General features: G+C 67.5%; 26 protein-coding genes. 22 read left to right on the forward strand and 4 right to left on the reverse strand.

The window, feature by feature from the left end; translation table 11 throughout:
• The first annotated feature begins 59 nt into the window (after positions 1-59).
• The 9 genes from ACT535_RS12080 to ACT535_RS12120 all read left to right on the forward strand — a co-directional run bounded on the left by ACT535_RS12080 (position 60) and on the right by ACT535_RS12120 (position 9677).
• A complete protein-coding gene (locus ACT535_RS12080) occupies positions 60-1565 on the forward strand; it encodes an FAD-binding oxidoreductase (protein WP_476364536.1) in 1506 nt (501 codons plus the stop codon).
• Positions 1555-3111 carry a xylulokinase gene (locus ACT535_RS12085; RefSeq protein ID WP_476364537.1) on the forward strand — a complete coding sequence of 519 codons (1557 nt, stop codon included), beginning with the start codon at positions 1555-1557 and terminating at the stop codon, positions 3109-3111. The genes ACT535_RS12080 and ACT535_RS12085 overlap by 11 nt, the downstream gene beginning before the upstream one ends.
• Complete coding sequence (locus ACT535_RS12090; RefSeq protein ID WP_476364538.1) at positions 3104-4198, forward strand: ABC transporter ATP-binding protein; 1095 nt, start codon at positions 3104-3106, stop codon at positions 4196-4198. The genes ACT535_RS12085 and ACT535_RS12090 overlap by 8 nt, the downstream gene beginning before the upstream one ends.
• 50 nt (positions 4199-4248) lie before the next feature.
• Positions 4249-5577 (forward strand): ABC transporter substrate-binding protein, encoded by a 1329-nt coding sequence (locus ACT535_RS12095; protein WP_476364539.1) that lies wholly within the window; start codon positions 4249-4251, stop codon positions 5575-5577.
• A gap of 167 nt (positions 5578-5744) precedes the next feature.
• A complete protein-coding gene (locus ACT535_RS12100; protein ID WP_168461657.1) occupies positions 5745-6605 on the forward strand; it encodes a carbohydrate ABC transporter permease in 861 nt (286 codons plus the stop codon).
• 7 nt (positions 6606-6612) lie between these two features.
• Complete coding sequence (locus tag ACT535_RS12105) at positions 6613-7449, forward strand: carbohydrate ABC transporter permease (RefSeq protein ID WP_168461652.1); 837 nt, start codon at positions 6613-6615, stop codon at positions 7447-7449.
• 12 nt (positions 7450-7461) lie between these two features.
• A complete protein-coding gene (locus tag ACT535_RS12110) occupies positions 7462-8238 on the forward strand; it encodes an SDR family NAD(P)-dependent oxidoreductase (protein ID WP_476364540.1) in 777 nt (258 codons plus the stop codon).
• Positions 8235-9314, forward strand: coding sequence for a glycerol dehydrogenase (locus ACT535_RS12115; RefSeq protein WP_476364541.1), 1080 nt, complete (start codon positions 8235-8237; stop codon positions 9312-9314). Before ACT535_RS12110 ends, ACT535_RS12115 begins: the two co-directional genes overlap by 4 nt.
• A gap of 54 nt (positions 9315-9368) precedes the next feature.
• A complete protein-coding gene (locus tag ACT535_RS12120; protein WP_476364542.1) occupies positions 9369-9677 on the forward strand; it encodes a GNAT family N-acetyltransferase in 309 nt (102 codons plus the stop codon).
• 62 nt (positions 9678-9739) lie between these two features.
• Here the strand turns inward: ACT535_RS12120 and ACT535_RS12125 are convergent, their stop codons facing one another.
• The 3 genes from ACT535_RS12125 to ACT535_RS12135 all read right to left on the reverse strand — a co-directional run bounded on the left by ACT535_RS12125 (position 9740) and on the right by ACT535_RS12135 (position 12681).
• Complete coding sequence (locus ACT535_RS12125) at positions 9740-10777, reverse strand: acetamidase/formamidase family protein (RefSeq protein WP_476364543.1); 1038 nt, start codon at positions 10775-10777, stop codon at positions 9740-9742.
• Between the two features lie 90 nt (positions 10778-10867).
• Entirely contained in the window at positions 10868-11515 is a 648-nt protein-coding gene (locus ACT535_RS12130; protein WP_476364544.1) for an ANTAR domain-containing response regulator, read from the reverse strand.
• A gap of 14 nt (positions 11516-11529) precedes the next feature.
• Positions 11530-12681, reverse strand: a complete 1152-nt coding sequence (locus tag ACT535_RS12135) for a transporter substrate-binding domain-containing protein (protein ID WP_476364545.1) — start codon at positions 12679-12681, stop codon at positions 11530-11532.
• Positions 12682-13026: 345 nt separating this feature from the next.
• Here ACT535_RS12135 and ACT535_RS12140 point away from each other — a divergent pair, with 345 nt between their 5' ends.
• From ACT535_RS12140 to ACT535_RS12170, 7 genes are all read left to right on the forward strand, one after another.
• Positions 13027-13305: a hypothetical protein gene (locus tag ACT535_RS12140; protein WP_476364546.1), complete on the forward strand. Its 279-nt coding sequence runs from the start codon at positions 13027-13029 to the stop codon at positions 13303-13305.
• Complete coding sequence (gene nthB, locus ACT535_RS12145; RefSeq protein ID WP_394031005.1) at positions 13302-13976, forward strand: nitrile hydratase subunit beta; 675 nt, start codon at positions 13302-13304, stop codon at positions 13974-13976. The genes ACT535_RS12140 and nthB overlap by 4 nt, the downstream gene beginning before the upstream one ends.
• Before the next feature lie 55 nt (positions 13977-14031).
• Positions 14032-14664 (forward strand): nitrile hydratase subunit alpha, encoded by a 633-nt coding sequence (nthA, locus tag ACT535_RS12150; RefSeq protein WP_168461630.1) that lies wholly within the window; start codon positions 14032-14034, stop codon positions 14662-14664.
• Between the two features lie 13 nt (positions 14665-14677).
• On the forward strand, positions 14678-15016 hold the full coding sequence (locus ACT535_RS12155; RefSeq protein WP_209487779.1) for a nitrile hydratase accessory protein: 339 nt from the start codon (positions 14678-14680) through the stop codon (positions 15014-15016).
• A gap of 145 nt (positions 15017-15161) precedes the next feature.
• Positions 15162-15683 (forward strand): DUF1097 domain-containing protein, encoded by a 522-nt coding sequence (locus ACT535_RS12160; protein ID WP_476364547.1) that lies wholly within the window; start codon positions 15162-15164, stop codon positions 15681-15683.
• A 43-nt stretch (positions 15684-15726) separates the two neighbouring features.
• A complete protein-coding gene (locus tag ACT535_RS12165) occupies positions 15727-16350 on the forward strand; it encodes a HupE/UreJ family protein (protein WP_476364548.1) in 624 nt (207 codons plus the stop codon).
• Positions 16351-16486: 136 nt separating this feature from the next.
• Positions 16487-17386 carry a helix-turn-helix transcriptional regulator gene (locus ACT535_RS12170; RefSeq protein WP_476364549.1) on the forward strand — a complete coding sequence of 300 codons (900 nt, stop codon included), beginning with the start codon at positions 16487-16489 and terminating at the stop codon, positions 17384-17386.
• A 192-nt stretch (positions 17387-17578) separates the two neighbouring features.
• On the opposite strand, the gene ACT535_RS12175 is transcribed toward ACT535_RS12170, so the two are convergent.
• Entirely contained in the window at positions 17579-17941 is a 363-nt protein-coding gene (locus tag ACT535_RS12175) for a winged helix-turn-helix transcriptional regulator (protein WP_168461620.1), read from the reverse strand.
• A 119-nt stretch (positions 17942-18060) separates the two neighbouring features.
• Here ACT535_RS12175 and ACT535_RS12180 point away from each other — a divergent pair, with 119 nt between their 5' ends.
• The 6 genes from ACT535_RS12180 to ACT535_RS12205 all read left to right on the forward strand — a co-directional run bounded on the left by ACT535_RS12180 (position 18061) and on the right by ACT535_RS12205 (position 24031).
• Positions 18061-18684 (forward strand): hydrolase, encoded by a 624-nt coding sequence (locus ACT535_RS12180; protein ID WP_476317443.1) that lies wholly within the window; start codon positions 18061-18063, stop codon positions 18682-18684.
• 206 nt (positions 18685-18890) lie between these two features.
• Positions 18891-19721 (forward strand): alpha/beta fold hydrolase, encoded by an 831-nt coding sequence (locus tag ACT535_RS12185; RefSeq protein WP_476364719.1) that lies wholly within the window; start codon positions 18891-18893, stop codon positions 19719-19721.
• A 58-nt stretch (positions 19722-19779) separates the two neighbouring features.
• Positions 19780-20067, forward strand: coding sequence for a XapX domain-containing protein (locus ACT535_RS12190; RefSeq protein WP_476364550.1), 288 nt, complete (start codon positions 19780-19782; stop codon positions 20065-20067).
• A 38-nt stretch (positions 20068-20105) separates the two neighbouring features.
• Positions 20106-21971 carry an amidohydrolase gene (locus tag ACT535_RS12195; RefSeq protein WP_476364551.1) on the forward strand — a complete coding sequence of 622 codons (1866 nt, stop codon included), beginning with the start codon at positions 20106-20108 and terminating at the stop codon, positions 21969-21971.
• 9 nt (positions 21972-21980) lie between these two features.
• Complete coding sequence (locus ACT535_RS12200) at positions 21981-22418, forward strand: DoxX family protein (RefSeq protein WP_476364552.1); 438 nt, start codon at positions 21981-21983, stop codon at positions 22416-22418.
• Complete coding sequence (locus tag ACT535_RS12205; RefSeq protein ID WP_476364553.1) at positions 22415-24031, forward strand: MFS transporter; 1617 nt, start codon at positions 22415-22417, stop codon at positions 24029-24031. Before ACT535_RS12200 ends, ACT535_RS12205 begins: the two co-directional genes overlap by 4 nt.
• Positions 24032-24038: the final 7 nt, after the last annotated feature.

The raw sequence follows: 24038 nt of genomic DNA on the forward strand, positions 1-24038 counted from the left end.
GCCAGCATGGGAGCCCGCAAGGGATCGCATCGCCGTGCCTCTCGTCCAAAGAGGTGCCCATGACCGGTCCAGCTGCCGCCCAATCCAATATCGCCGAAGCTGAAGGTTCCCACGCGCCGGGCGCCGATTCGGGGCTGGTGGAGGCCCTCGCCGCGCTGGTCGGCCGCGACAACGTGCTGACCGGCGACGAAGACCGGCGCGCCTATGCTCATGACCGCCTGCCCTTCGCGAATTTCCGCGCCCGCACCGGCAAGCTCGCCGGCGTGATGCCGCGCCTCGCGGTGCGGCCCGGCTCGGCGAATGAGGTGGCCGCCATCGTCCGCCACGCCCGGCAGAACGGCATCCAGCTCATCCCCTTCGGCAACGGCTCCGGCGTGCTCGGCGGCGCCATTCCGCTCGCCCATGAGGTGATGGTGGACCTGCGCCGGCTGGACAAGATCGTCTCGGTCGATCCGCAGAACGCCATGGTGACGGTCGAAGCCGGCATGAACGGCGCCGAGTTCGAGGCGGCGCTCAATGCCGAGGGCTTCACCTGCGGCCACCTTCCGCAATCCATCGAGATTTCCACCGTGGGCGGCTGGGTCGCCTGCCGGGGCGGCGGGCAGGCCTCCAGCCGTTACGGGAAAATCGAGGACATCGTGCTCGGCCTCAAGGCGGTGCTGCCGGATGGCCGCCTGCTGGAGGTGCGCCCGCTCGCCCGTCGCTCGGTCGGGCCCTCCATCCGCGACCTGATGGTGGGCGGCGAAGGTGGCTTCGGCATCATCACCGAGATCACGCTGCGCATCTGGAAGAAGCCCGAGGTGGAGCGCGGCGTGGTGCTGGCCTTCCCCTCGCTCGAAGCCGCGTGGGAGACCGCCCGCCAGATCATGCAGGCCGAGCTGCGTCCGACCATTGCCCGCCTCTACGATGCGGCGGAAAGCGCGGAGCGCACGCAGGGGCTGGAAGCGTTCGCGGCCAACCCCATTCTCGGCATCTTCGTCTTCTCCGGCTCCGAGCCGATGGTGAGCACCGAGGAGGAGATGAGCCTCGCCATCGCCAAGGCGCAGGGCGCGGTGGTGGCGCCCGAGGGGCCGTACCACCACTGGAAGGAAAACCGCTACGTCGCCTATTCGCAGAAATGGCAGGCGGCAGGCTATTACAACGACACCATCGAGGTGACCGGCAACTGGTCGGCGATCCCCGGCATGTATGCCGCGATGGAAGCTGCCGTGCGGGCCATCTATCCGGACATCCATTTCGGCGCGCACTGGTCGCACATCTATCCAGAGGGCGCCTGCCAGTACATGACCATCCGCCTGCCGCCCATGCCGGAGCAAGAGGCGCTGCCGCTCCATGCGCGGCTGTGGGAAGCCATCCAGTCGCTGACGCTGGACCACGGCGGCTCCATCGCCCACCATCACGGCGTCGGCGTGTTCCGCAACCCGTGGCTGGCGCGGGAACTGGGCGTCGGCCTCGATATCCTGCAGGCCATCAAGGACACGCTGGATCCGGGCAACCTCATGAATCCCGGCAAGCTGGGCCTGCGCCCGGCCGCCGGAGCGGTGGACGTGCGCCGTGGCGGCTGATCTCCTCATCGGTATCGATCTCGGCGCGGGGGCGCTGAAGACCAGCGTGATCCGCCTCGACGGCACGCTGGCTGGCGAGGCGTCCGCGCCCATCGCCACCTCGGCCCCCTATCCCGGTTGGAGCGAGCAGGGCCCGCATGACTGGTGGCGTGCGGTGTGCGAGACCGTGCCCCGCGCCCTCGCCGCCGCCGGCGCGTCGCCGGGCGATGTGCTCGCCGTTTCCTTCTCCGCCGGTGCCCATACGCAGGTGCTGGAGGACAAGGACGGCGCGGTGATCCGCCCCGCCATCCTCTGGAACGACCAGCGCTCCGGCCCCGAGACGGCGGACCTGCGCCGGCAGTGGGACGCGCGCATCCTGGAGATTGGCGCCAACCGTGCCAATCCCACCTGGACCCTGCCGCAGATGCTGTGGCTGCGCCGGCACGAGCCGCAAGCCTTCGCCCGCGTGCGCCGGCTCTACGTGGCCAAGGACTGGCTGCGCTCCCGCCTCACCGGCACCTGGGAGACCGACACCATCGATGCCGTCGGCACCCTGATGGCCGATGCCTCCACCGGCGGCTGGTCGCCCGAATTGTGCGCCATGATCGGCTGGCCGCTGGAGACGCTGCCGCCCATCGTTGCGCCGAAGACGGTGGTGGGCACCGTGACGGCCGAGGCTGCGCGGCAGACGGGGCTCGCCGAGGGCACGCCGGTGGTGTGCGGCACGTCCGACACGGCGGCCGAGACCTATGGCGCTGGCATGACAGGGGAGGGGCTCGGCGTGGTGAAGCTCGCCACCGCCGCGACGGTGAGCGTGCTCTCCCGCCATCCCCGGCCGGATTTCACGGTCATCAATTATCCCCACATCATGCCCGACCACTGGTATGTGATCGCGGCCACCAATTCCTGCGCCTCGGCCCACAAATGGCTGCGCGATACCTTCTTCAAGCGTGCGGGCGAAGAAGGGGGCGCCGTGTTCAGCGAGATGGATCGCCTTGCCACCGCCGTGCGTCCGGGGGCGGAAGGCCTGTTCTTCCATCCCTATCTCAACGGCGAGCGCAGCCCCCATTGGGATCCGCTGCTGCGCGCCGATTTCGTGGGCATCGGCTTCAACCACGGGCCGGGCCATTTCGTGCGGGCGCTCTATGAGGGCATCGCCTATTCGCTGAAGGATTGCCTCGTCGCCCTGCGCGCCAAGGGGCTGGACTTCTCCACCGCCCGCCTCACCGGCGGCGGGGCGAAGAGCGCGCTGTGGCGGCAGATCGTGGCCGATGTGCTGGATGTGAAGGTGGAACTGCCGGCGGTGGCGGAAGCCTCCTTCGGCGCGGCGCTGCTGGCCGGCGTCGGCGTCGGGGCCTATCGCGACGAAGCGGATGCGGCGCGCCGCGTCGCCATCGTTTCCACCGCCACGCCAGATCCCGAACGGGCCGCGCTCTATGCGCGGGGCCACGGGCTCTATGGCGAGATACAGGCGGCGCTCGCCCCCATCAACCATCGCATCCACGCCTTCGTCGCGGACGCGGCATCCGGCGCCACGGCGCGTCGGGATGAGGTCACCCATGGCTGAAGTCAGGCTCAATCAGGTCCGCAAGGCCTACGGTGCGCAGGTGGCCGTGCACGGGGTGGACCTCGCCATCCGCGACGGCGAGTTCGTGGTCTTCCTCGGCCCATCCGGCTGCGGCAAGTCCACGACGCTCCGCATGATCGCGGGGCTGGAAGAGATCACCACCGGCACCATCGAGATCGGCGGGCGCGACGTGACGCGCCTCGAACCCAAGGACCGGAACATCGCCATGGTGTTCCAGAACTACGCGCTCTACCCGCACAAGACCATCTACGAGAACCTCGCCTTCGGCCTGCGCATGCGCAAGATGGACCGGGCGGAGATCGACCGCCGGGTGAAATCCGCCTCCGCCATGCTGGGCCTCGACCCCTATCTGGAGCGCAAGCCCAAGCAGCTCTCCGGCGGCCAGATGCAGCGCGTGGCGCTGGGCCGCGCTCTGGTGCGCGACCCGGACGTGTTCCTGCTGGACGAACCGCTCTCCAACCTCGACGCCAAGCTGCGCGTGCGCATGCGCGAGGAGATCGCCCGCCTGCACCAGGAGGTCGGAACCTCCATGGTCTACGTCACCCACGATCAGGTGGAGGCGATGACGCTCGCCAACCGCATTCTCATCATGCGCGATGGCCATGTGCAGCAGGTGGGCGCGCCGCTGGAGGTGTACGACCGGCCGGCCAATCTGTTCGTAGCGGGCTTCATCGGCTCGCCCGAGATGAACCTCATCGAGGGCCATCTGGAGCGCGGCGCGCTCAAGGCCGGCGGCCTCTCCATCGAGCTGCCGCCGGGCGTCGCCGCGGCGGAGGGGACGCCGTTGGTGCTGGGCGTGCGGCCCGAGCATATCGGCGTCGGCGAGGCGCCGGGCGCGCACGCTTTTCAGGTGGCGGTGATCGAGCAGCTCGGTGCGCAGACTTTGTGCATCGGCGAGGTCGCGGGTGTGCGCCTGCGGGTAATGCTGGACCGCACGGACGCCGTGCGCAGCGGCACCACCCTTCCCATCCAGTTCCGGCCCGGCCGGCTGCATGTCTTCTCCAAGGAAACCGGAGCGCGGATCAACCGCGCCGACACGGATGTGGGGCGGCGCCCCGCCGCCTGAATTTGCCGAGTGAAAACAAGAACGCAGAACAAGACGATCGGGAGAACGCCATGGACGAGATCAAGAAGGATGGGCTGTCACGCCGGACCCTTTTGAAGGGCGCCGGAGCCTTGAGCGCCGGCATCGCCGCCGGTGGCCTCGCGGCCCCCGCCGTGGTGCGCGCGCAGGGCACCAAGACCATCCGCTTCCTCAACGCCGAGACCTCCATCGACAGCATCCGCGCGCTGAAGGTGGCGGCGGCGGAATATGAGAAGCAGTTCGGCACCAAGGTGGTGGTGGATTCCGTGCCGCTGGACGGCATCTTCACCAAGGTGACCACCTCGCTGCGCGGCGGCACGCCCTACGACATTGCCACCTTCGCCTTCATCGGCCATGTGCTGATCCTCGCCTCCGAGGGGCAGCTGATGCCGCTCAACGAGCTGACGGACAAGTACAAGTGGGGGCCGAACATCCTGTTTCCGGTGGACGGGAAGGTTTATTGGTATCCATACGACTACAACCTCGCCTGGATCTATTATCGCAAGGATCTCTACGAGAAGAACAAGCTTGAGGTGCCGAAGACCTGGGACGGCTTTCTGAAAAACAGCCAGGCGCTGAATGGCGACGGCACGGCCGGCTCCCTGTTCCCCATCGGCTCGAACGGCGCCACCAACTGGCTCTCCCCCGGCTTCATGTGGGCGGAAGGCGTGCAGCTGTTCGACGACAAGTGGAACATCATCTTCGACAATGCGGACATGGCGCCGCGCGCGAGCCGCTATCTCGATTTCTTCGGCGAGCTTTACAAGACCATGCCGTCCGGCACCAGCCAGGCGAGCTTTGGCGAGGTGCTGTCGAATTTCACTTCGGGCAAGGTGGCGCACACCGCCTATGCGGGCCGCATCATCGAGGTGCTGGAGCGCAACAATCCCGCCCTCGCCGACAAGTACGGGATCATGCCGTACATGGATTCGGCCGGGAAGCATCAGGCGGTGAACCATGGCTATGACGGATGGGTGGTGCTGAAGACGCCCCAGTCCGACGAGGCCATGAAGTTCATGAAATGGTTCACGGAGAATCAGTATATCAACTTCCTTCACACCGCCCCGCTGCACTTCCAGCCGCCGCGCCTCGATGTCTATGACGATGCGCGCTGGCGGGCCCATCCGCTCATCGAGAAGCACAATGCGGCGGTGGAGATGATGAAGTCGTTCCTCACCGACAAGAACATGATCCTCACCTCCATCGACACGCAGGGGCCCTCGCCGAGCCTGAAGCCGGGCAAGATCTTCGAGGCCTTCGTGTTCCCGGAGATGCTGCAGAACAAGGTGCTGAAGGGCATGTCCTCGGCCGAGTGCGTGAAGACGGCTGCCGACCGCATGCGGCAGGTCATCGCTTCGTGAGCGGTCATCGCCACACGATTGCGTCCTGAGGATTTCGTCCGAAGACGCAAGGCCGGCAGGCGTTGCCCTGATCGTGGCCTGCCGGCCATTCCCCCGCTCCGGCCCTGGGGCCGGGCGTTTCCGTCTCGACCCTGAAGGGTCACAAGCCGCTCAGCGAGGCGCCGCAGGTGAGTTCCAAAGCGACCATCTATTCCTTCCTCATCCTGGGCCTCGCCGTGACCGCGCTGCTCATCGTGGCGCCGGTGGTCTATGCGGTGTCGCTGAGCTTCTACCAGATGGATTCCTTCGTCGGCGCTCCGAAGTGGGCAGGGCTCGACAACTACACGCGCATGCTCTCGCAATGGGTGTTCTGGCGCGCGCTCATCAACGGCTTCATCTATTCGCTCGGCACCATCGTCTTTCAGGTGGTGCTGGGGATCGGCTTCGCGTTGGTGCTGAACCAAGTGTTTCCGGGCCGCAACATCGTGCGCGGCCTCTCCATCCTGCCCTACCTGCTGCCGACCGTGGTGGTGGTGCTGACCTTCAAGTGGATGGTGGACGGCTCCATCGGCGTGCTCACCACCATGATGTCCGCTCTCGGCCTGCCGCAGGTGCAGTGGTTCGAGAGCCCGGGCGCGGCCATGGCTTCGGTGATCCTGGTGAGCGTGTGGATGTGGACACCTTTCGTCACCACCACCTTCCTCGCCGCGCTGCAGACCGTGCCGTCGTCCCTCTACGAGGCGGCGAAGGTGGACGGCACGAATGCCGTGCAGCGCTTCTTCCACATCACTCTGCCCATGCTGAAGCCCATCCTCACCGTGATCGTGCTCTTGCGCGCCGTGTGGATGTTCAACAAGTTCGACGTCATCTGGCTGCTCACCCAGGGCGGCCCGGTGGGCGCCACGGAGCATCTCGCCATCCTCTCCTATCGCCAGGCCTTCGGGCAGTTCGACATCGGCGGCGGCGCGGCGGTGGCGACCATTTCCTTCGCCATCCTCTCGCTGGTGGTGTTCATCTATTTCCGCCTGTTCCCGCTCGACACGGAGTGATGCCGCGATGTCTCGCTCCCCCCGCTCCCTCGCCGGCCGCGTGGCGCTCTATGGCGCCGCCATTCTGATCGCGGTCTATTCCGCATTCCCCATCTACTGGATGGTGGTGTCCTCCACCCGCGCGCCGCAGGCGCTCATCAATTCCACGTCCCTGCTGCCGGGCCCGTTCACCTGGGAATACTACACAAACCTTCTGGAGCTGACGGATTATCCCTCGCAGTTCCTGAACTCGCTCATCGTCGCCGCCGTTACGGTGGCGGTGACCATGGTGTTCTCCATCATGATCGCCTATGCGGTCACGCGCCACCGCATCCGGGGCAAGGGGATCATCGTGGGGGCGATGCTCTACGCCTACATGTTCCCGCCGCTGCTCATCGCCATTCCCATGTTCTCCATCTTCGCCAAGCTCGGGCTCGGCGACACGCTGACGAGCGTCATCGTTTCCCACCTCACCCTCACGTTGCCGCTCGGCGTGTGGTTCCTGTGGGGCTTCTTCAAGAGCATGCCGTTCGAGCTGGAGGAGGCGGCCATGGTGGATGGCTGCACGCGGCTCGGCGCCTTCCTGCGCGTGGTGCTGCCGCTGTCGCTGCCGGGGCTCATCACGGTCGCCATCTTCTCCTTCCTCCTGTCGTGGACGGACTACACCTACGCGCTCATCATGATCGGCTCCGATGCCAACAAGACCGTGCCGGTGGGGCTCGCCTCCATGGTCGGCTCGTTCGACCTGCGCTGGGGCGAGATCATGGCCGGCTCCACCCTCATCGCCCTGCCGCTGTTCGGCGCCTTTGCCCTGCTGAGCCAATACTTCATTCAGGGCCTCGGCGCGGGCGCGGTGAAGGGCTGATCGGAGACCAAGATGGATCTGGGATTGAAGGGGCGGGTCGCCCTTGTCACCGGCGCGGCACGCGGCATCGGCCGGGCGGAAGCGCTGGGGCTCGCCGCCGAGGGCGCGCGCATCGTTATCAACGACATCGATGCGGAGGCCGCCGCCCACTGCGCCGAGGACTTGCGGCAGGCCGGGCACGAGGCCGCGGCAGCGCCGGGGGATGTGGCCGACGAGGCGGGCGCGGCCGGGGTGGTGGCTGCGGCGGCGGACGCCTTCGGGCGGCTCGACATTCTCGTGAACAATGCGGGCGCCGGCGGGCGTCATCTCGGGCGGCGGGTCGCGGAGATGGAGATCGAGGATTTCGACATCATCGTCTCCAGCCACCTGCGCAGCACGTTCCTGTGCAGCAAGCACGCCATTCCGCTGATGCGGGCCCATGGCTTCGGGCGTATCGTCAATACCTCGTCCATGAACGTCACCGGCGGCGGGCGGCCGGGCGTCGCCAACTACTCGGCGGCCAAGGCCGGCGTTCTCGGCTTCACCCGCACGGTGGCGAAGGAAGTTGGGGCGGACGGCATCACGGTGAACGCCATCGCCCCCGGCTATGTGGCCACCGATTTCATCGCCACCTTCTCGCCGGAGAAGCGGGCGGTGATCACCGGACAGAATCCCGTCGGCCGCTTCTGCCAGCCGGAGGAGGTTGGCGCGCTTGTCGCCTTCCTGTGCTCCACGCAGGCGGCCTTCATCAACGGCGCCTTGATCTGCATGGATGGCGGCAAGCGCGATTTCCACTGGGGTGACGCATGAGCGTGCGCGCGTTCGGGTCTCCGGCCCGCTACATCCAGGGCCCGGAGGCGCTTGGCGAATTGGGTGCGCTGGTGCGCCTCCATGGGGAACGCCCCTTCGTGGTGGCCGATGCCATCGTCATGGACCTCCTCGGCCCGCGCCTGAAGGCCGAACTGGCGGAGGCCGAGGCCGTCACCTTCGCCACTTTCGGCGGGGAATGCACAGCGGCGGAGATCGACACGCTCGCCGCGGCCGCGCGGACGGCGGGCGCTGACGTGGTGATCGGCGTCGGCGGCGGAAAGGCCATCGACACCGCCAAGGGCGTGCGCATCGCTCTCAAGGCGCCGCTCGTCATCGTGCCCACCATCGCCTCCAACGACAGCCCCACCTCGCGCCTCGTGGTGGTCTACACGGCCGACCACGTGCTGAGCGAAGTACGGCTGATGGATGCCAATCCCGACGTGGTGCTGGTGGATACGTCCGTCATCGTCCGGGCGCCCGCGCGCTTCTTCGTGGCGGGCATCGGCGATGCCCTGTCCAAGAAGTTCGAGGTGGAGCAGTGCGCCGCCGCCGGCGGGCTGAATTTCTTCAAGGGCCGCCCCACCACGCTCGCGGTCACCATCGCCGATGCGTGCTACCGCGCCATCCGCGCCGACGGGGAGGCGGCGGTGACCGCCGTGACCCGCAAGACCGCAGACGAGGCGGTGGAGCGCGTCGTGGAGGCGACCATCCTCCTCTCTGGCCTCGCCTTCGAGAGTGGGGGCCTCTCCATCGCCCATTCGCTCACCCGCGGCTTCTCGACCGTGCCGGAGGTGGCGCGGGCGCTGCATGGTGAGCAGGTGGCCCTCGGGCTTCTGGTGCAGTTGCTGGCGGAGGGGCGCGACGCCGACTTCATGTCCGATATGCTGGCCTTCTACACCCGCCTCGGCCTGCCGCGCGCGCTGGAGGATTTCGGGGTGGAGACTGGCGCGGTGGTGGACGGCATCGTCTCCGTGTCCTGGGAGACCGCGCCCTATCTGCGCAATTTCGTGCAGCCGCTCTCCAAGGAGGTTCTCGCGGATGCGTTCCGCACGCTCGCGGGCTGGCGCACGGAATGAACCGATGGGGTAGTCTTGCCGTTGTGGTCGCGGCAGCACCACCGAGGAGACCCCATGAGCGACGCCAGCCGAGATGCCCACCACGTGGTTCAGCGTGAGGATGGCCCAGGCGGGGGCCGGTACGTGATCCGCCTCGGCGGCGGTGCGGAAGCCGAGCTCAGCTACCAGCGCCGGGGCGACGGGCCCCTGGTCGTCACCCACACGGGCGTGCCGCCGGCCTTCGAGGGACAGGGCATCGCCGCGCAGCTGGTGGACGCGCTCATTGCCGATGCGCGCGCACAGGGGTTCAAGATCACCCCGCTCTGCTCCTATGTCGCGGCGCAATTCCGCCGTCATCCGGAGTGGCAGGATTTGCGGGCGTAAGGGCACGACGAAAGGCTCCGGCGATCGGTCGACCGCCGGAGCTATTGCCAGGTGCCAGTGGTTCAGGCCGCGCCGAGCAGCGTCTTGTCCACGGAGGCGCCGAGCGTGTACTTCGGGTCCACCATGTTGCCGACGCGCAGGTGCCCCGCCTGCGTCAGCAGCATGTAGGCCTCCAGCTCGTCATAGCCGTAATCGGCGGCCATCCAGCGCACCAGCTCGCGATAGGCGATGCGCGCCGCGTCCTCCATGGGGCGGCCGGAGCCGATGGTCATGATGCGATCTTGGGTCTCCAGCCGCGGCCAGCGGAAGTTCCACCCCTTGATGAGGTCGATCTGCACGGTGGTGACGGTGGGATGCTCGATGGCGAAGCCGCACAATTCCCCGTCACCCTGCGTCGCATGGCAATCACCCAGATAGAGCAGCGCGCCCGGCGCATGCACCGGCAAGTAAATGACGGCGCCCGGGGCGACGTCCGGCAGGTCCATGTTGCCGCCGTAATAGTCCGGGACGAGAGAGGAGATGGCCTCGATCTCCGGCGCGGTGCCGATGGTGCCGATGAAGGGCTGGTAAGGCAGGCTGATTCGCTCGTTCCAGCGCACACCGGTCGCCCGGTCCACGTGCAGCTTCTTGACGATCTCCGGCAGAGGCGCGTTGAGGATCGCGGTGTCGCCCGTTCCGACGAGGCCGCCGAACTCCGGCATGATGCAGGTGGTGCCGATGGGCTGCGGCCCGCGCGGCGCGATGTCGTGGATGTAGACGGCGAGGCAGTCGCCCTTCTCCGCGCCGTTGACGAAGATCGGACCGTTCTGCGGGTTTAGGAAGGGGAAGTTGAGAATTTCGGACGGCTTGTCGCTCTCGTTTTTGATCTGCCCTTCCATGGCGTCGTGGGTCTCGGCGCTCACCACCGCGCCCGGATCCACGCGCAGTACGGGCGTGGCATAGGGGCCGTAGACGTAGTGATACTTGCCCTGGCTCGCCTCGGTGATCTCATAGCGTTCGCCGGCGCGCCCCTTGGCTTCGCCGCGGGCGGCCATGATGGAGCCTTCGAGCCAGGCCGGATCGGGAGGGGAATAGGGGGGCGGTGTCAGATGCCGGGACATATGCCTTCTCCTTGCGGGCGGGCTGGCGTCGCTGGCAGCTGCCACGTGCGCGGAGCCGGGCGGCTCCGTCGGGATGTGGGTGTGGTGAGATCAGCGCCGGGCCGCGGTGCGCGGCTCGGCTTCGGGCGAGGACACGGTCAGCTTCGACCGGCCGGAGATATAGTCCTCGCAATAATCCTCGAGGCTCTGGCGCCGGCGCATGCTGTCGCGGCGGAGCATCACATAGGCCTCGTCGTCGTCCACCTGATGTTCTTCCATCAGCAGCAGGATGGTCTTGATGACCGCCTTGCGGCGGCGGCGGCGATCCTGCTGGGCGTTCAGCTCACTCGCCATCTCCTTGCGCAGCAGATACTGGTTCACGCCCAGGAACAGCGTGGTGTAGACGGCGCCGGCATAGACCGGCTTGCGCAGGAAGGCCGTAGCGCCCTGGTTCATCAGCGCCTTCAGCCGGCCGGGCGCCTCGATGCCGACCAGCCCGATCACCGGCACCGGCGGCGTGCGGGCCGCGCCGAGGTCGCAGGGCAGCACGCTGTCGAGATCGCCGTCGATGAAGAGCAGGTCCGCGCGCTCCTCCACCGAGGCGAGGTCGAGATGGCGGCCCGCCTCCGGCGCCTCCGCGCGGGCGACCAAGAGGCCGAGCTTGCCGAGCACGTTCTCCAGCGTGTCGATGCCGCCTTCGCCGGAGGCGACGATGAGCGCGCGGGCGCCGCGGAAGTTCTGGAGGAGGTTGCGGGACATGGCTCGCCCGCTCCTTACTTGGCGACCCGCAGCCGCGGCGCGGATGCGAACCAGCTGTCGGTGGGCGCGGAGCGCACCAGATAAGGATCGGGCCGGATGGGCGCCGGCTCCTCGCGGATGATGTCGAACGCCGTCCCGCGCGAGCGGCCGATGCGCGGCGTGAGATGGAGATGCATGGTCTCCGCATCCACCCACACATCGCCCTGGGGCGCGGCGAGCCGCTGGCGCGCCACCGCCGCCTTCACCGCGAGGATTTCATCGGTGCCCGCCTCGGCCAGCGCGCCGGCCAGCAGCTTCACCGCGATGTAGGAGGCTTCCGCATCCGCCGAGGTCAGCGGCGCGGAGGGGTAGGCCGCTGCGTGGCGGGAGACGAAGGCGTCGTTCACCGGATTGCGCAGGGCCGAGAAATAGACGCTGGAGGAGATGTGGCCGTCGCGGGCCTCCGGCTCCAGCTCGTCAAGATCGGGCTCGGAGAGGTTGCAGCTCGCCACCGGCATGGTGTCCGGCTGGTCGATGCCCCGTGCGAGGCAGGCGTGGCGCAGCACGCTGAGAAAGGCGAGGCCGCTGACCCCGATGAGCGACGAAAAGACGAAGCTGGGCCGCGCCTCGATCACCGCATCCACGAGCTTGCGCAGGTCCGTCTCGCCCACCGGGAGATAGCGCTCCGCCACCACCGTGCCGCCGCGCGCCGTCACCGTCTCGCGCAGGATGCGGCTGTTTTCCCAGGCCCAGATGTAGTTGGAGCCGACGCAGAAGGCGCGGTCGCCGAAGGAGGACATGAGGTAGTCGATCAGGGGCAGGATATGCTGGTTCGGCGCCGCGCCGGTGTAGACCACATTGTCGGCGCTCTCGAAGCCCTCGTAATGGGAGGGATACCAGAGCATCCCGTCATGCTTTTCAAAGCAGGGGATGACTTCCTTGCGGCTCGACGAGGTGTAGCACCCCACCACATGGCGCACGCCTTCGGCGAGGAGCTGGCCGCTCAGCGCCGTGTAGCGCGAGAGGTCGCCGCCCGGATCGACGACCACGGGCACCAGCTCAAGCGGCCCCGCTTCGCCGATTTCCGACACCGCGAGCTGCGCGCCGTTTAGCATGGCGCCGGCGACCGTGCTGTAAGGCCCGGTGGTGGAGAACATCAGGCCGATCCGATAGCTGGGTCTCGCCATTTCCCTCACCGCAGGTGTCCGTTGCCGGTTTCCCGCTCGATGTCCGTCCGCCGCAAGTAATCTTGCCACAAACAAAAACGCCCTCGGGCCGTTCGGCCTGAGGGCTGCATCGCCACGGGGTCTGTCCCGAATGTGTGTTCGCAAATGGCGACTTAATAGGCAGCCTTGCCTATCGCCTACGAATTAGCCTGACTGTGCGCCGGCGCTGTGTCAAGCGCAAATGCGCCTGACCAGAACCAAAGCGGGGATCAAATCGCGCGAGCTCCGGGCCGGGGTGCACTGGTGCCTGCATCTCCCGTTGAAATCGTGTCTTCCACGCTAAAACCGGGACATGAAAATTCTCGCTTGACAGTTCTTTTGCTGCGTCGCACTGTTTTCACGGTCGTCGAGCAAGGACGCTCATCAAGACGCCGCCAGCATGATTTATGGATCAGTGGCAAAGCCGCCCGCAGCGAGGTGCTGACGGGCTTTTTTGCGTTGGCGATCATCTTCGTCGACCTTGAAAGCCTGGCTCCTCGTGTTCCGCCGCTCCGCGGGCCGCCCGTCGCGGCGGCAGGGGCGGATCAACCGAGGCTCGCGATCCGCCTGGGATCGCAGGCATGGCAGAGAGAGGCGTCGGCATGAAAGTTCAACATTTCCTCGGGGGCATCGAAAACCTCGGCCCCGTGGCCGTCGAGAAGCGTGTGTTCGTGGAGCCGTGGGAGGCCCAGCTCTTCGCAGTCCACACCACCATGATGGGCACAGGCATCTGGGCCTGGCCGGATCTGCGGGTGCTCGCCGAAGGCATGAGCCCGCTCGATTACTTCAAATATCGCTACTACATCAAATGGCTCGGCGGCATGTGCCATTTCCTCGTGGCGAAAAACTATATTTCCGAAAAAGAGCTTGAAGAACGCACCAAGCACTTTCTTGAGTATCCCGATGCGCCGCTCCCCAATTCCGGGGACAACGCCGTCACCGAGCGGGTGATCGAGTATTTCTACACCGGCGCCAATCCCTACCGGGACGTAGCGGTGGACCCGCTGTTCAAGGTCGGCGACAAGGTGCGCGTGAAGGACATGCCGCCCGCGGTCCACACCCGTCTGCCGGGCTATCTGCGCAACAAGGTCGGCGTGATCGATACCGTCTACAAGGGCGCCTATCTCTACGCTGACAACGTGCCCACCGACGGCATCTCCACGACCCAGCCGGTTTATCTCGTCAAGTTCAAGACGCGCGACCTGTGGTCGGACATCCCGGACAAGGGCGACGTTCTCTACAACGACTGCTTCGAAGTCTATCTCGAAGCCGCCTGATCTTCATCCTCATCACAACAACCGGCCTCGCGCCCAATAGCCAGAGCGGAAAACCATGAGCGACGATCACGATCACGATCACGACCACGAACATCATCACCACCTGCGGGAGAGCGAGAGCTATTACGCCGCCCGCACCAAGGCCCTCGAATCCCTGTTCCGCGAGAAGGGCATGATCGGCATCGACACGGTCGATCGTGTCATCCGTTTCTTCGAGCACGAGATGGGACCGTTCAACGGCGCCAAGGTGGTGGCCAAGGCCTGGACCGATCCGGCCTTCAAGGCACGCCTCCTGGCCGACGCCAACAAGGCCATCGCCGAACTCGGTCTCAAGGACGGAATCGAGGGCGAGAACCTGCGTGTCGTGGAGAACACCGCGGACGCGCACAACGTGGTCTGCTGCACCCTGTGCTCCTGCTGGCCCTGGCCCCTGCTCGGCCTGCCGCCTTACTGGTTCAAGGATCCCGTCTTCCGCGCCCGCATCGTGCGCGAGCCGCGCGGCGTCCTCGCCGATTTTGGCGTGAGCCTGCCCGAGGACAAGCGGATCGACATCTGGGATTCGAGCGCGCAGGTGCGCTACTTCGTGATCCCCGAACGGCCCGCCGGCACCGAGGGCTGGCCCGAGGAGAAGCTCGCCGCCCTCGTCTCCACAGAGGCCATGCAGGGCCTTGGCCTCGTCGCCGCCTGAAGGGATCGCCGCCATGGACATCTATGTGGAATCGCTCGACGGGCGCGGCGCCATCCCGCGCAATTGTGAGAGCCTCCAGTTCGAGGAGCCCTGGCAGGGCCGCGCTTTCGGCATGGCTCTCGCCCTGGCCGAGGCCAAGGCCTACCAGTGGGAAGACTTCCGCCAGAGCCTGATCGGCACCATCGGCACCTGGGACAAGTCCCACGCGCCCGATGACGAGACCTGGAACTACTATCAGCAGTGGCTGGCGGCGTTCGAGAAGCTCGCTCTGGCGCGCGGCCTCGTCAGTGCCGAGGAACTCGATCGCAGGACGGAGGAATTCCTCCACCGGACCCGCGAAGAGGTGATCTGAGCCGGGCGGCGGGCCGCATCGAGACCCGCCGCCACGACAGCAATCCATCGCCGTCAAAAAAACCACCGCCGTCTCTTGCCCCCGGCGCGCCACCCGCGCGCCGGAACGGGAGAGGCTTGTCTCACCGCCTCAGCGGAGGCTTCCAATGATCATTTCCCTGGCCCTGAGCGTCGGCGTGCTGGGAGGCCTGTGTACCTGGCTGTTCCTGTCCACGCAGGCGTTCCTCATCTGGGCGGCGTTCATCGCCTGGGCGTGCTTCTTCCACTCGGGCGGCGACGCCGCTGCATTCCGGACGACCATCGTCTCCAACGTGTTCGGCGTCGCGGTGGCGTGGGCGACGGGTCTGGTCCTCGCCACCCTCGCGCCCGGCCCGGTGGTGGGCGCGGTCATCGTCGGGCTGTCCATCGCCCTCTACATCCTCGCCGCCTACATCCCGGCCTTCTCCTCGATCCCGGCCGTGACCTACGGCTATGCCGCCACCTTCGCGTTCCTCACCCAGAACGCGGATGCCTTTACGCCGGCCGCGATGCTGTCCCTCTCGGGCCGCAATGCGATTCTGCTGGTGCCCTTCTCCATGATCCTCGGCGCCTGCTTCGCCTACGCCTCCGCCTTGTGTGCGGCGCGTATCCAGCAGGCTCTTGCCCAGCCGGAGCGCAGCCCCGTCTGAGACCCGTTCCCTTTCCAACCAATCCAGAGCAAGGAAGAACATCATGTCCCGTTTCGTCAGCAGGATCGCGCTCCTGTCCCTCGTTCCCCTCCTCGCCGCCACCAATGCCGAGGCCCACCACGCCATGGGCGGGCGGCTGCCGGCGACGTTCGGCGAAGGCTTCATCTCCGGCCTCGCCCATCCGGTGATCGGGCTCGATCATCTCGGCTTCATCGTCGCCGCCGGCCTCATCGCCGGGGTGATGGGGCTCGGGGCGTTCGTGCCGGTGGCCTTCGTGGTGGCCTCCATCGCCGGGGTCATGCTGCACGTGCAGCTCGTGAACCTGCCGTTCGCCGAGACGGTGATCGCGCTGAGCGTGGTGGCCATCGGCGGCATGCTCGCCGCCGGGCGGGAAAAGCCCGTGCGCGGGGTGTGGATCGGCCTGTTCGCCATCGCCGGCCTGTTCCATGGCTACGCTTATGGTGAATCCATCGTCGGCGCCGAGCCGACCCAGCTCGTCGCCTATCTTGCCGGCCTCGCGGTGGTGCAGTCGGTGATCGGCGCGGGTGTCGCCCTCGTCGCGTCGGGCCGCGCCTGGACCCCCGCCTCCCTGGCCCCGCGCCTTGCCGGCGCCGCCGCTTTCGGCATCGGCCTGTCGGCGGTGGTGACGCAGCTGATCCCGGGCTGAACGGTCGGGAGGCCGGCGCCCGTGGCGGGTGCCGGCTTCAGACCTTTGTCTATCGCTTAGGTCAGCAACGCTTCATTTTACCCGTCCCGCTTCTGGTGTAGGTTCGCGCACCAGAAAGCCAGCCCCGAGGCTTCAGATGACGGCCCGACTCGACACGGCGGGACCCGGCGGAATCACGCGGCGCGACAGCCTCGGCTGTTCCGTCGCGGCGCTGGAAGACCAGAGGGAACTGGTCGGCACCGGCTTCGTCGTTTACCGCAAGCAGCACGAAGGCTCGGCCATGAGCCGTGTCGAGACCCCGCCGAGCGGACGGGGCCTTCTGTTGGGCGTCGCGCTCTCGAGCGGACACCGCCGCCGCATCTTCACCGATGGCACGGCGGCGGCCTATGATTTCGAGCCGGACAGCTGCTACGTCCGCTCCTTCTCCGATACCTATCGCGCGGACATCGAGACCGGGTTCGACTTCTTCCTGCTGGAGGTCTCCCACGCGGCGCTGCATCAGACGTTCAGCGAGATGGGGCTGCCGCTGGCGGAGTGCGTCTCCTGCACCCCCGGCACCCGCGACCCGGTGCTGGCCAGCCTCTCGCGCGCTCTACTGCCCATGCTGGATACGCCGGAGCGGCAGGTGCCGCTGTTCCTGGACCAGGTGGTCTCCGCCATCCAGACCCATCTCGCCACGCGCTATCACGGCGCGGCCGTCCGCATTCCCGGCGGCCTCTCGCCGCGCCAGTTCGCCATCGCCAAGGAGCGGCTCGCCGCGGGTCTCGACGGCAACGTGCTGATCGCCGACATCGCGGCTGCCTGCGGCGTCTCACGCGGCCATTTCATCAAGTGCTTCAGGGACGAAACCGGGCTCACGCCCTATCAGTGGCTGCTCCACCTGAAGGTGGAGCGTGCGCGCGACCTCATCGTCGGCTCCCGCCTGCCGCTGGCGGACATCGCCATCACGTGCGGATTTTCCGACCAGAGCCACATGACGCGCACCTTCACGCGCCTCACCGGATCGGCGCCCGGGCTGTGGCGGCGCGGGCACTGAGCGCGCCGCGTCGCCATCGGAAAATCCCATCGTTCAAGGATACGGGCTTTTCGGCAAGACGGGTTGTAATTGCAACGCCATAGTCCGCCCTGTCAGACCCGCTTCGGGCCTTTCGGCAAGGGATCGAACCGATGAGCACTGCCCCGCTCAAGTTCTCCACACGCTGCGGTCCACCGCCAGAGGTGGGCGCCGTCAGCGCTCGCTAGTCGGTGCGCCCAGCGTGCCTTCAAGGTACAGCGCCGCTTCCGCCTGCCCCAGAAGGAGATCGATGGCGCGACCCGAGTCTGTCAGCCTGTATTCCACCTGACGAACCCGGCCCTCAATCTCCCGCCGCGTCACATATCCCCCGGCCTCGAGTGCCTTGAGCCGGGCAGAGAGGACGCGTGCCGAAATCGGCCCCGGCAAGCTTCGCCGGAGCTGTCCGAACCGTAACGTGCCGTGTCGCGACAGTGCCGCGACGACATGAGCCATCCACTCCTGAGCAAAAAACTTCAGGAGAGGCTCGGCCATGCACGCCTTGTCTGCCTGCGGTTCGATCTTGTCTTGGGAATTCATGAAGGTGTCCGGTATCCCGCCAGTAACTAATGGTCTCAGCACGTAACGGGCGCTAGCTTCGCGCCGGCTTTCACACAGGAGATTCAACCGTGCCCAACGCAGTCGCCGCCCCCGGCGGTATGCTCCTTTCCCCGAAGGACCATACGCTCATCATGATCGACTTTCAGTCGCAAATGTCGTTCGCGACCAAGTCCATCGACGCCGTGAACCTGCGCAACAACGCAGCGCTGGTCGCCCGCGCCGCTGCCGGCTTCGGGGTGTCCACCATCCTCACCACGGTGGCGGAAAAGAGCTTCTCCGGCCCCATGTTCTCCGAGATCACCGAGGCGTTTCCGGGCGAGAAGCTGCTCGACCGCACCTCCATGAACACCTGGGAGGACGAGGCCGTCATCGCCCGGGTGAATGAGATCGGCAAGGGACGCATCGTGCTCTCCGGCCTGTGGACCGGCGTGTGCATCGTCGGCCCCGCCCTGTCGGCCATCGAGCAGGGCTTTGAGGTCTACGTGATCGCCGACGCCTGCGGCGATGTCTCCGACGAGGCGCACGAACGCGCCATGCAGCGGATGATCCAGGCCGGCGCTCGGCCGATGACCTCGCTGCAGTATCTGCTGGAGCTTCAGCGCGACTGGGCCCGCACCGCGACCTACGACATGACCACCGGCATCGCCAAGACCTACGGCGGCGCCTACGGCCTCGGCATCATCTACGCCAAGACCATGTTCGGCGCTTCCGAAGCCCACTGAGGTCCAAGACCATGACCGAGCATGACGCGCCGGGCGGCGAGCGCCTCCCGGAACAGGACCCCCTTGTCTCTTCGCTCTTCTCGCGCCGGACCGTGCTCGGTGCCGGCGCCACCGCGGCGCTCGCCGCCGCACTCGGCCTCGACATCCCCGCCGCGGCCTTCGCAGCCTCCACCCCCGCAGCTTCCAACCCTCATGGAGTTCAACCCATGCCCAGCGTGACCACCAAGGACGGCGTCGAGATCTTCTACAAGGACTGGGGTCCGAAGACCGCCCAGCCCATCGTCTTCCACCATGGCTGGCCCCTGTCCTCGGATGACTGGGACGCGCAGCTCCTGTTCTTCGTGAACAACGGCTATCGCGTAGTCGCCCACGATCGCCGCGGCCACGGCCGCTCCACCCAGGTGAGCGACGGCCACGACATGGACCATTACGCCGCCGACGCCGCGGCCGTGATGGACCATCTCGACCTGAAGAACGCCGTGCACATCGGCCATTCCACCGGCGGCGGCGAGGCGCTGCACTACACCGTGAAGCACGGCAAGGCGCGCGTGGCCAAGCTGGTGCTCATCGGCGCCGTTCCGCCCATCATGCTCAAGACCGAGTCCAACCCCGGCGGCCTGCCCATGGAGGTCTTCGACGGCTTCCGCAAGGCGCTGGCCGCCAACCGCGCCCAGTTCTTCCTCGACGTCCCGACGGGCCCGTTCTACGGCTTCAACCGTCCGGGCGCGCAGGTCTCCCAGGGTGCCATCTGGAACTGGTGGCGGCAGGGCATGACGGGCGGCGCCAAGGCCCACTACGACGGCGTCAAGGCCTTCTCCGAGACCGACTTCACCGCCGATCTCAAGGCCTGCGAGGTGCCCACCCTCGTGATGCACGGCGATGACGACCAGATCGTCCCCATCGCCGACAGCGCGCTCCTCTCGGCGAAGCTCCTGAAGCACGGCACGCTGAAGGTCTATCCCGGCTATCCGCATGGCATGTGCACCACCCACGCGGACGTCATCAACGCCGACCTCCTCGCCTTCATCAAGGCGTGATCCCATCCGGCGCCGGCCTCCCCCGGCCGGCGCCGGCTCCTGCATTTGCGGAGGGCGCATGAAGCTCTATCTCGCCTCGCTCGGCGCCGGCCTGCTGGTCGGCATCGTCTACAGCCTCATCAATGTGCGCTCCCCGGCCCCGCCGGTGGTGGCGCTGCTGGGGCTGCTCGGCATTCTCGTGGGCGAGCAGATCATCCCGGTCGCCCGCCACCTGATGAACGGAGACGGCCTCGCACGCGCCATCGGCCTTGCCGACTGCAAGGACCATGTGCTCGGCCAGCTGCCGGGCCGCCACGATACGGCTGACGCGCCCGCCCCGGGCGACACGCCCCCTCCCAAATCCTGAGCTTTCATTCCCGTCGCCCAATGCAGAAGGCGCGCACCATGAGCGAGATCGCCGACCTCATCCTGTTCAACGGCAAGATGACCACCCTCGACCGCACCAATCCCACGGCGGAGGCGGTGGCAGTGCGCGACGGCGTGATCGTGTTCGCCGGCCCCACCAACGACGCCATGCGGCTGGCTGGCACGACGACGAAGATCATCGACGTGGGCGGCCGGCGGGTCATCCCCGGCCTCATCGACAGCCACATGCACATCATCCGTGGCGGCCTGAACTACAATATGGAGCTGCGCTGGGATGGCGTGCGCTCGCTGGCCGACGCCATGGACATGCTGAAGCGGCAGGTCGCCGTCACGCCAGCGCCCCAATGGGTGCGCGTGGTGGGCGGCTTCACCGAGCACCAGTTCGCCGAGAAGCGTCTGCCGACGCTGGAGGAGATCAATGCCGTCTCCCCGGACACGCCGGTGTTCATCCTGCACCTCTACGACCGCGCCTTGCTCAATGCCGCCGCCTTGCGGGTGGTGGGCTACACCAAGGACACGCCCGATCCGCCCGCCGGCGAGATCATCCGCGATGCCAATGGCAATCCCACCGGCCTGCTGGTGGCCAAGCCCAACGCCACCATCCTCTATGCGACGCTGGCCAAGGGGCCGAAGCTGCCGCCCGAATACCAGAAGAACTCCACCCGCCACTTCATGCGCGAGGTGAACCGCCTCGGCGTCACCTCGGTGATCGATGCGGGCGGTGGCTTCCAGAACTATCCGGAAGACTATTCGGTCATCGAGGATCTGCACCGGGAGGGAAACCTCACCGTGCGCATCGCCTACAACCTCTTCACCCAGAAGCCGAAGGCGGAGCTGGCCGATTTCGCGGGCTGGTCCAAGTCCGTCACGCCGGGGCAGGGCGACGACCTCTATCGCCACAATGGCGCGGGCGAGATGCTGGTCTATTCCGCCGCCGACTTCGAGGACTTCCAGGTGGCGCGGCCGGACCTGCCGGGCGCCATGGAGGGCGACCTTGAGCCGGTGGTGCGGCTGCTGGCCGAAAACCGCTGGCCGTTCCGCCTGCACGCCACCTACGACGAGACCATCTCGCGCGCCCTCGACGTGTTCGAGAAGGTGGATTCCGACGTGCCGCTGAAGGGCCTCAACTGGTTTTTCGACCACGCCGAGACGATCACCGACCGCAATATCGACCGCATCGCGGCGCTGGGCGGTGGCATCGCCGTGCAGCACCGCATGGCCTATCAGGGCGAATATTTCGTCGATCGCTACGGCGCCAAGGCGGCCGAACGCACGCCCCCCATCCGCCGGATGCTGGAGGCCGGCATTCCGGTGGGGGCGGGCACGGATGCCACCCGCGTCGCCTCCTACAATCCGTGGGTCTCGCTCTCCTGGCTGGTGACGGGCCGTACGCTGGGCGGGCTCGCCCTCTACCCGCCGGCGAACCGGCTGGATCGGGAGGATGCGCTGCGCCTGTGGACCGAGGCCAACACCTGGTTCTCCAGCGAGCCCGGCAAGAAGGGCCAGATCAAGGACGGTCAGCTCGCCGATCTGGTGGTGCTGTCGGATGATTATTTCTCGGTCTCCGAGGACCGCATCCAGGACATCACCTCCGTCCTCACCCTGCTCGGCGGCAAGCCGGTGCATGGGGATGGCGCGTTCCGCGACCTCGCTCCGCCGCTGCCGCCGGCCATGCCCGACTGGTCGCCGGTGCGGACCTTCGGCGGCTACCAGCCGCGCAAGCCGGACGGCGCGCAGAAGTATGCCTTCGCCGCCGCCTGCGGCTGCGCCAAGGCCTGCGGCGTCCATGGCCATGCCCATGCCGGCGCATGGGGCGCGAGCGTGCCGGTGGGCGATCCGCGTGGCTTCTTCGGCGCGCTCGGCTGCGCCTGCTGGGCTTTCTGAGGCATGGGGATGGATCTGTCCCAACGCCTCGGGCGCGCCGCCCGGCTGCTTCTGTCGCCGCGGCCGGTGCGGGCGTTCGCGCTGCTCGCGCTGACCTCGGCCTATCTGCAGGGCGGCCTCACCAAGGCGCTGGATTTCCCAAGTGCCATTGCCGAGATGACCCATTTCGGCCTCGCCCCGGCGGCCCCGCTCGCCGTGGCCGTGATCGCACTGGAGATCATCGCCCCGCTGATGATCCTCTCCGGCGTCCTGCGCTGGGCCGGCGCGCTGGCGCTGGCCGCCTTCACAGTGGCGGCGAGCCTCCTCGCCAACCGCTTCTGGGGCATGGCGGGGGCGGAGCGCTTCGCCGCCGCCAACGCCTTCTTCGAGCATATGGGCCTCGCCGGGGCGTTCGTGCTGGTGGCGTGGTACGATCTGGCGGGCAAGACGGAGGGACAACGAGCATGAGCGAAAATCCCCAAGCCCCGCCGTCCGCGCCCCCGGCCGCCCCCGGTGCCTTCGCGCCGCTCAAGCGGCCGGTCTTCGCCGTGCTGTGGGTGGCGACCGTACTCGGCAATACGGGCAGCTTCATGCGCGACGTGGCGAGCGCCTGGATCGTCACCGATCTTTCCGCCTCACCCGCCGCCGTCGCGACCATCCAGGCGGCGGCCATGCTGCCGGTGTTCCTGCTGGCCATGCCAGCCGGCGTGCTCTCCGACATCCTCGACCGGCGGCGGTTCCTCATCGCCATCCAGATCGGGCTGGCGGCGGTCAGCGCCGCGCTGATGCTGCTGTCGCTCACCGGCCTGATGACGGTGTCATCGCTCATCGCGCTCACCTTCCTCGGTGGCATCGGCGCGGCGCTGATGGCACCCACCTGGCAGTCCATCGTGCCGGAACTGGTGCCCCGCTCGGACCTGAAGAGCGCCGTGGCGCTCAACTCGCTGGGCATCAACATTTCCCGCTCCATCGGCCCGGCGCTGGGCGGCGTGCTGCTCGCCGCCTTCGGCGCGGCGGTGACCTACGGGGCGGACGTGGCAAGCTATGTCTTCGTCATCGCCGCGCTCGTCTGGTGGCGCCGTCCCGCCACCCCGCAGGACGAGTTGGGCGAGCGCTTTCCCGGCGCCTTCCGGGCGGGGCTGCGCTATGCGCGATCGAGCAAGGAGATGCACGTCGTCCTGCTGCGCTCGGCCTTCTTCTTCGCCTTTGCCAGCGCGGTCTGGGCGCTGCTGCCGCTGGTGGCGCGCGGGCTGCTGAAGGGCGATGCGGCCTATTATGGCTTGCTGCTCGGGTCGGTGGGCGTCGGCGCCATCGGCGGGGCGTTGCTGATGCCGCGGATGCGGGGGCGCCTCTCGGCGGACGGTCTCATCCTCGTGGCTTCGCTCGTCACCGCCGTCGCGACGGTCGCCCTGGCGCTCGCGCCGCCGCGCTGGCTGGCGGTGCCCATCCTGCTCGCCATGGGTGCGGCCTGGATCACCGCGCTGACGACGCTGAATGCCACCGCCCAGGCCATCCTGCCCAATTGGGTACGGGGCCGGGCGCTGGCGGTCTATCTCACTGTCTTCAACGGCGCGATGGCGGGCGGCAGCATCGCCTGGGGTCTCGTGGCGCAGGCGGTGGGTGTGCAGGTGGCGCTGGTGGCGGCGGCGGCGGGTCTCGCGGTGGTAGGGCTCATCATGCACCGGGTGCCGCTGCCCGCGGGCGAGGCCGATCTGACGCCCTCCATGCACTGGCCGGAGCCGGCGATGGCGGAGCCTATCCCCAACGACCGAGGGCCGGTGCTGATCCTGATCGAGTACCGGGTGGCGCGGGCGGACCGTGAGGCCTTCCTGAAGGCGCTGGAGCGTCTGTCCGCCGCCCGGCGCCGGGATGGCGCCTATGCCTGGGGCATCAGCGAGGACTCGGCCAATCCCGAGGAAATGCTGGAGTGGTTCATGGTGGAATCATGGGCCGAGCATCGGCGCCAGCACCGCCGGGTGTCCCACGCGGATGCCGACGTGCAGGCGGAGGTGCTCTCGTTCCATCAAGGCGATGCGCCGCCGGTGGTGCGCCACTGGATCGGGGTCGATCCGCAGCGATGAAGTCCGG

This window comes from Xanthobacter sp. DMC12 (assembly GCF_056314105.1).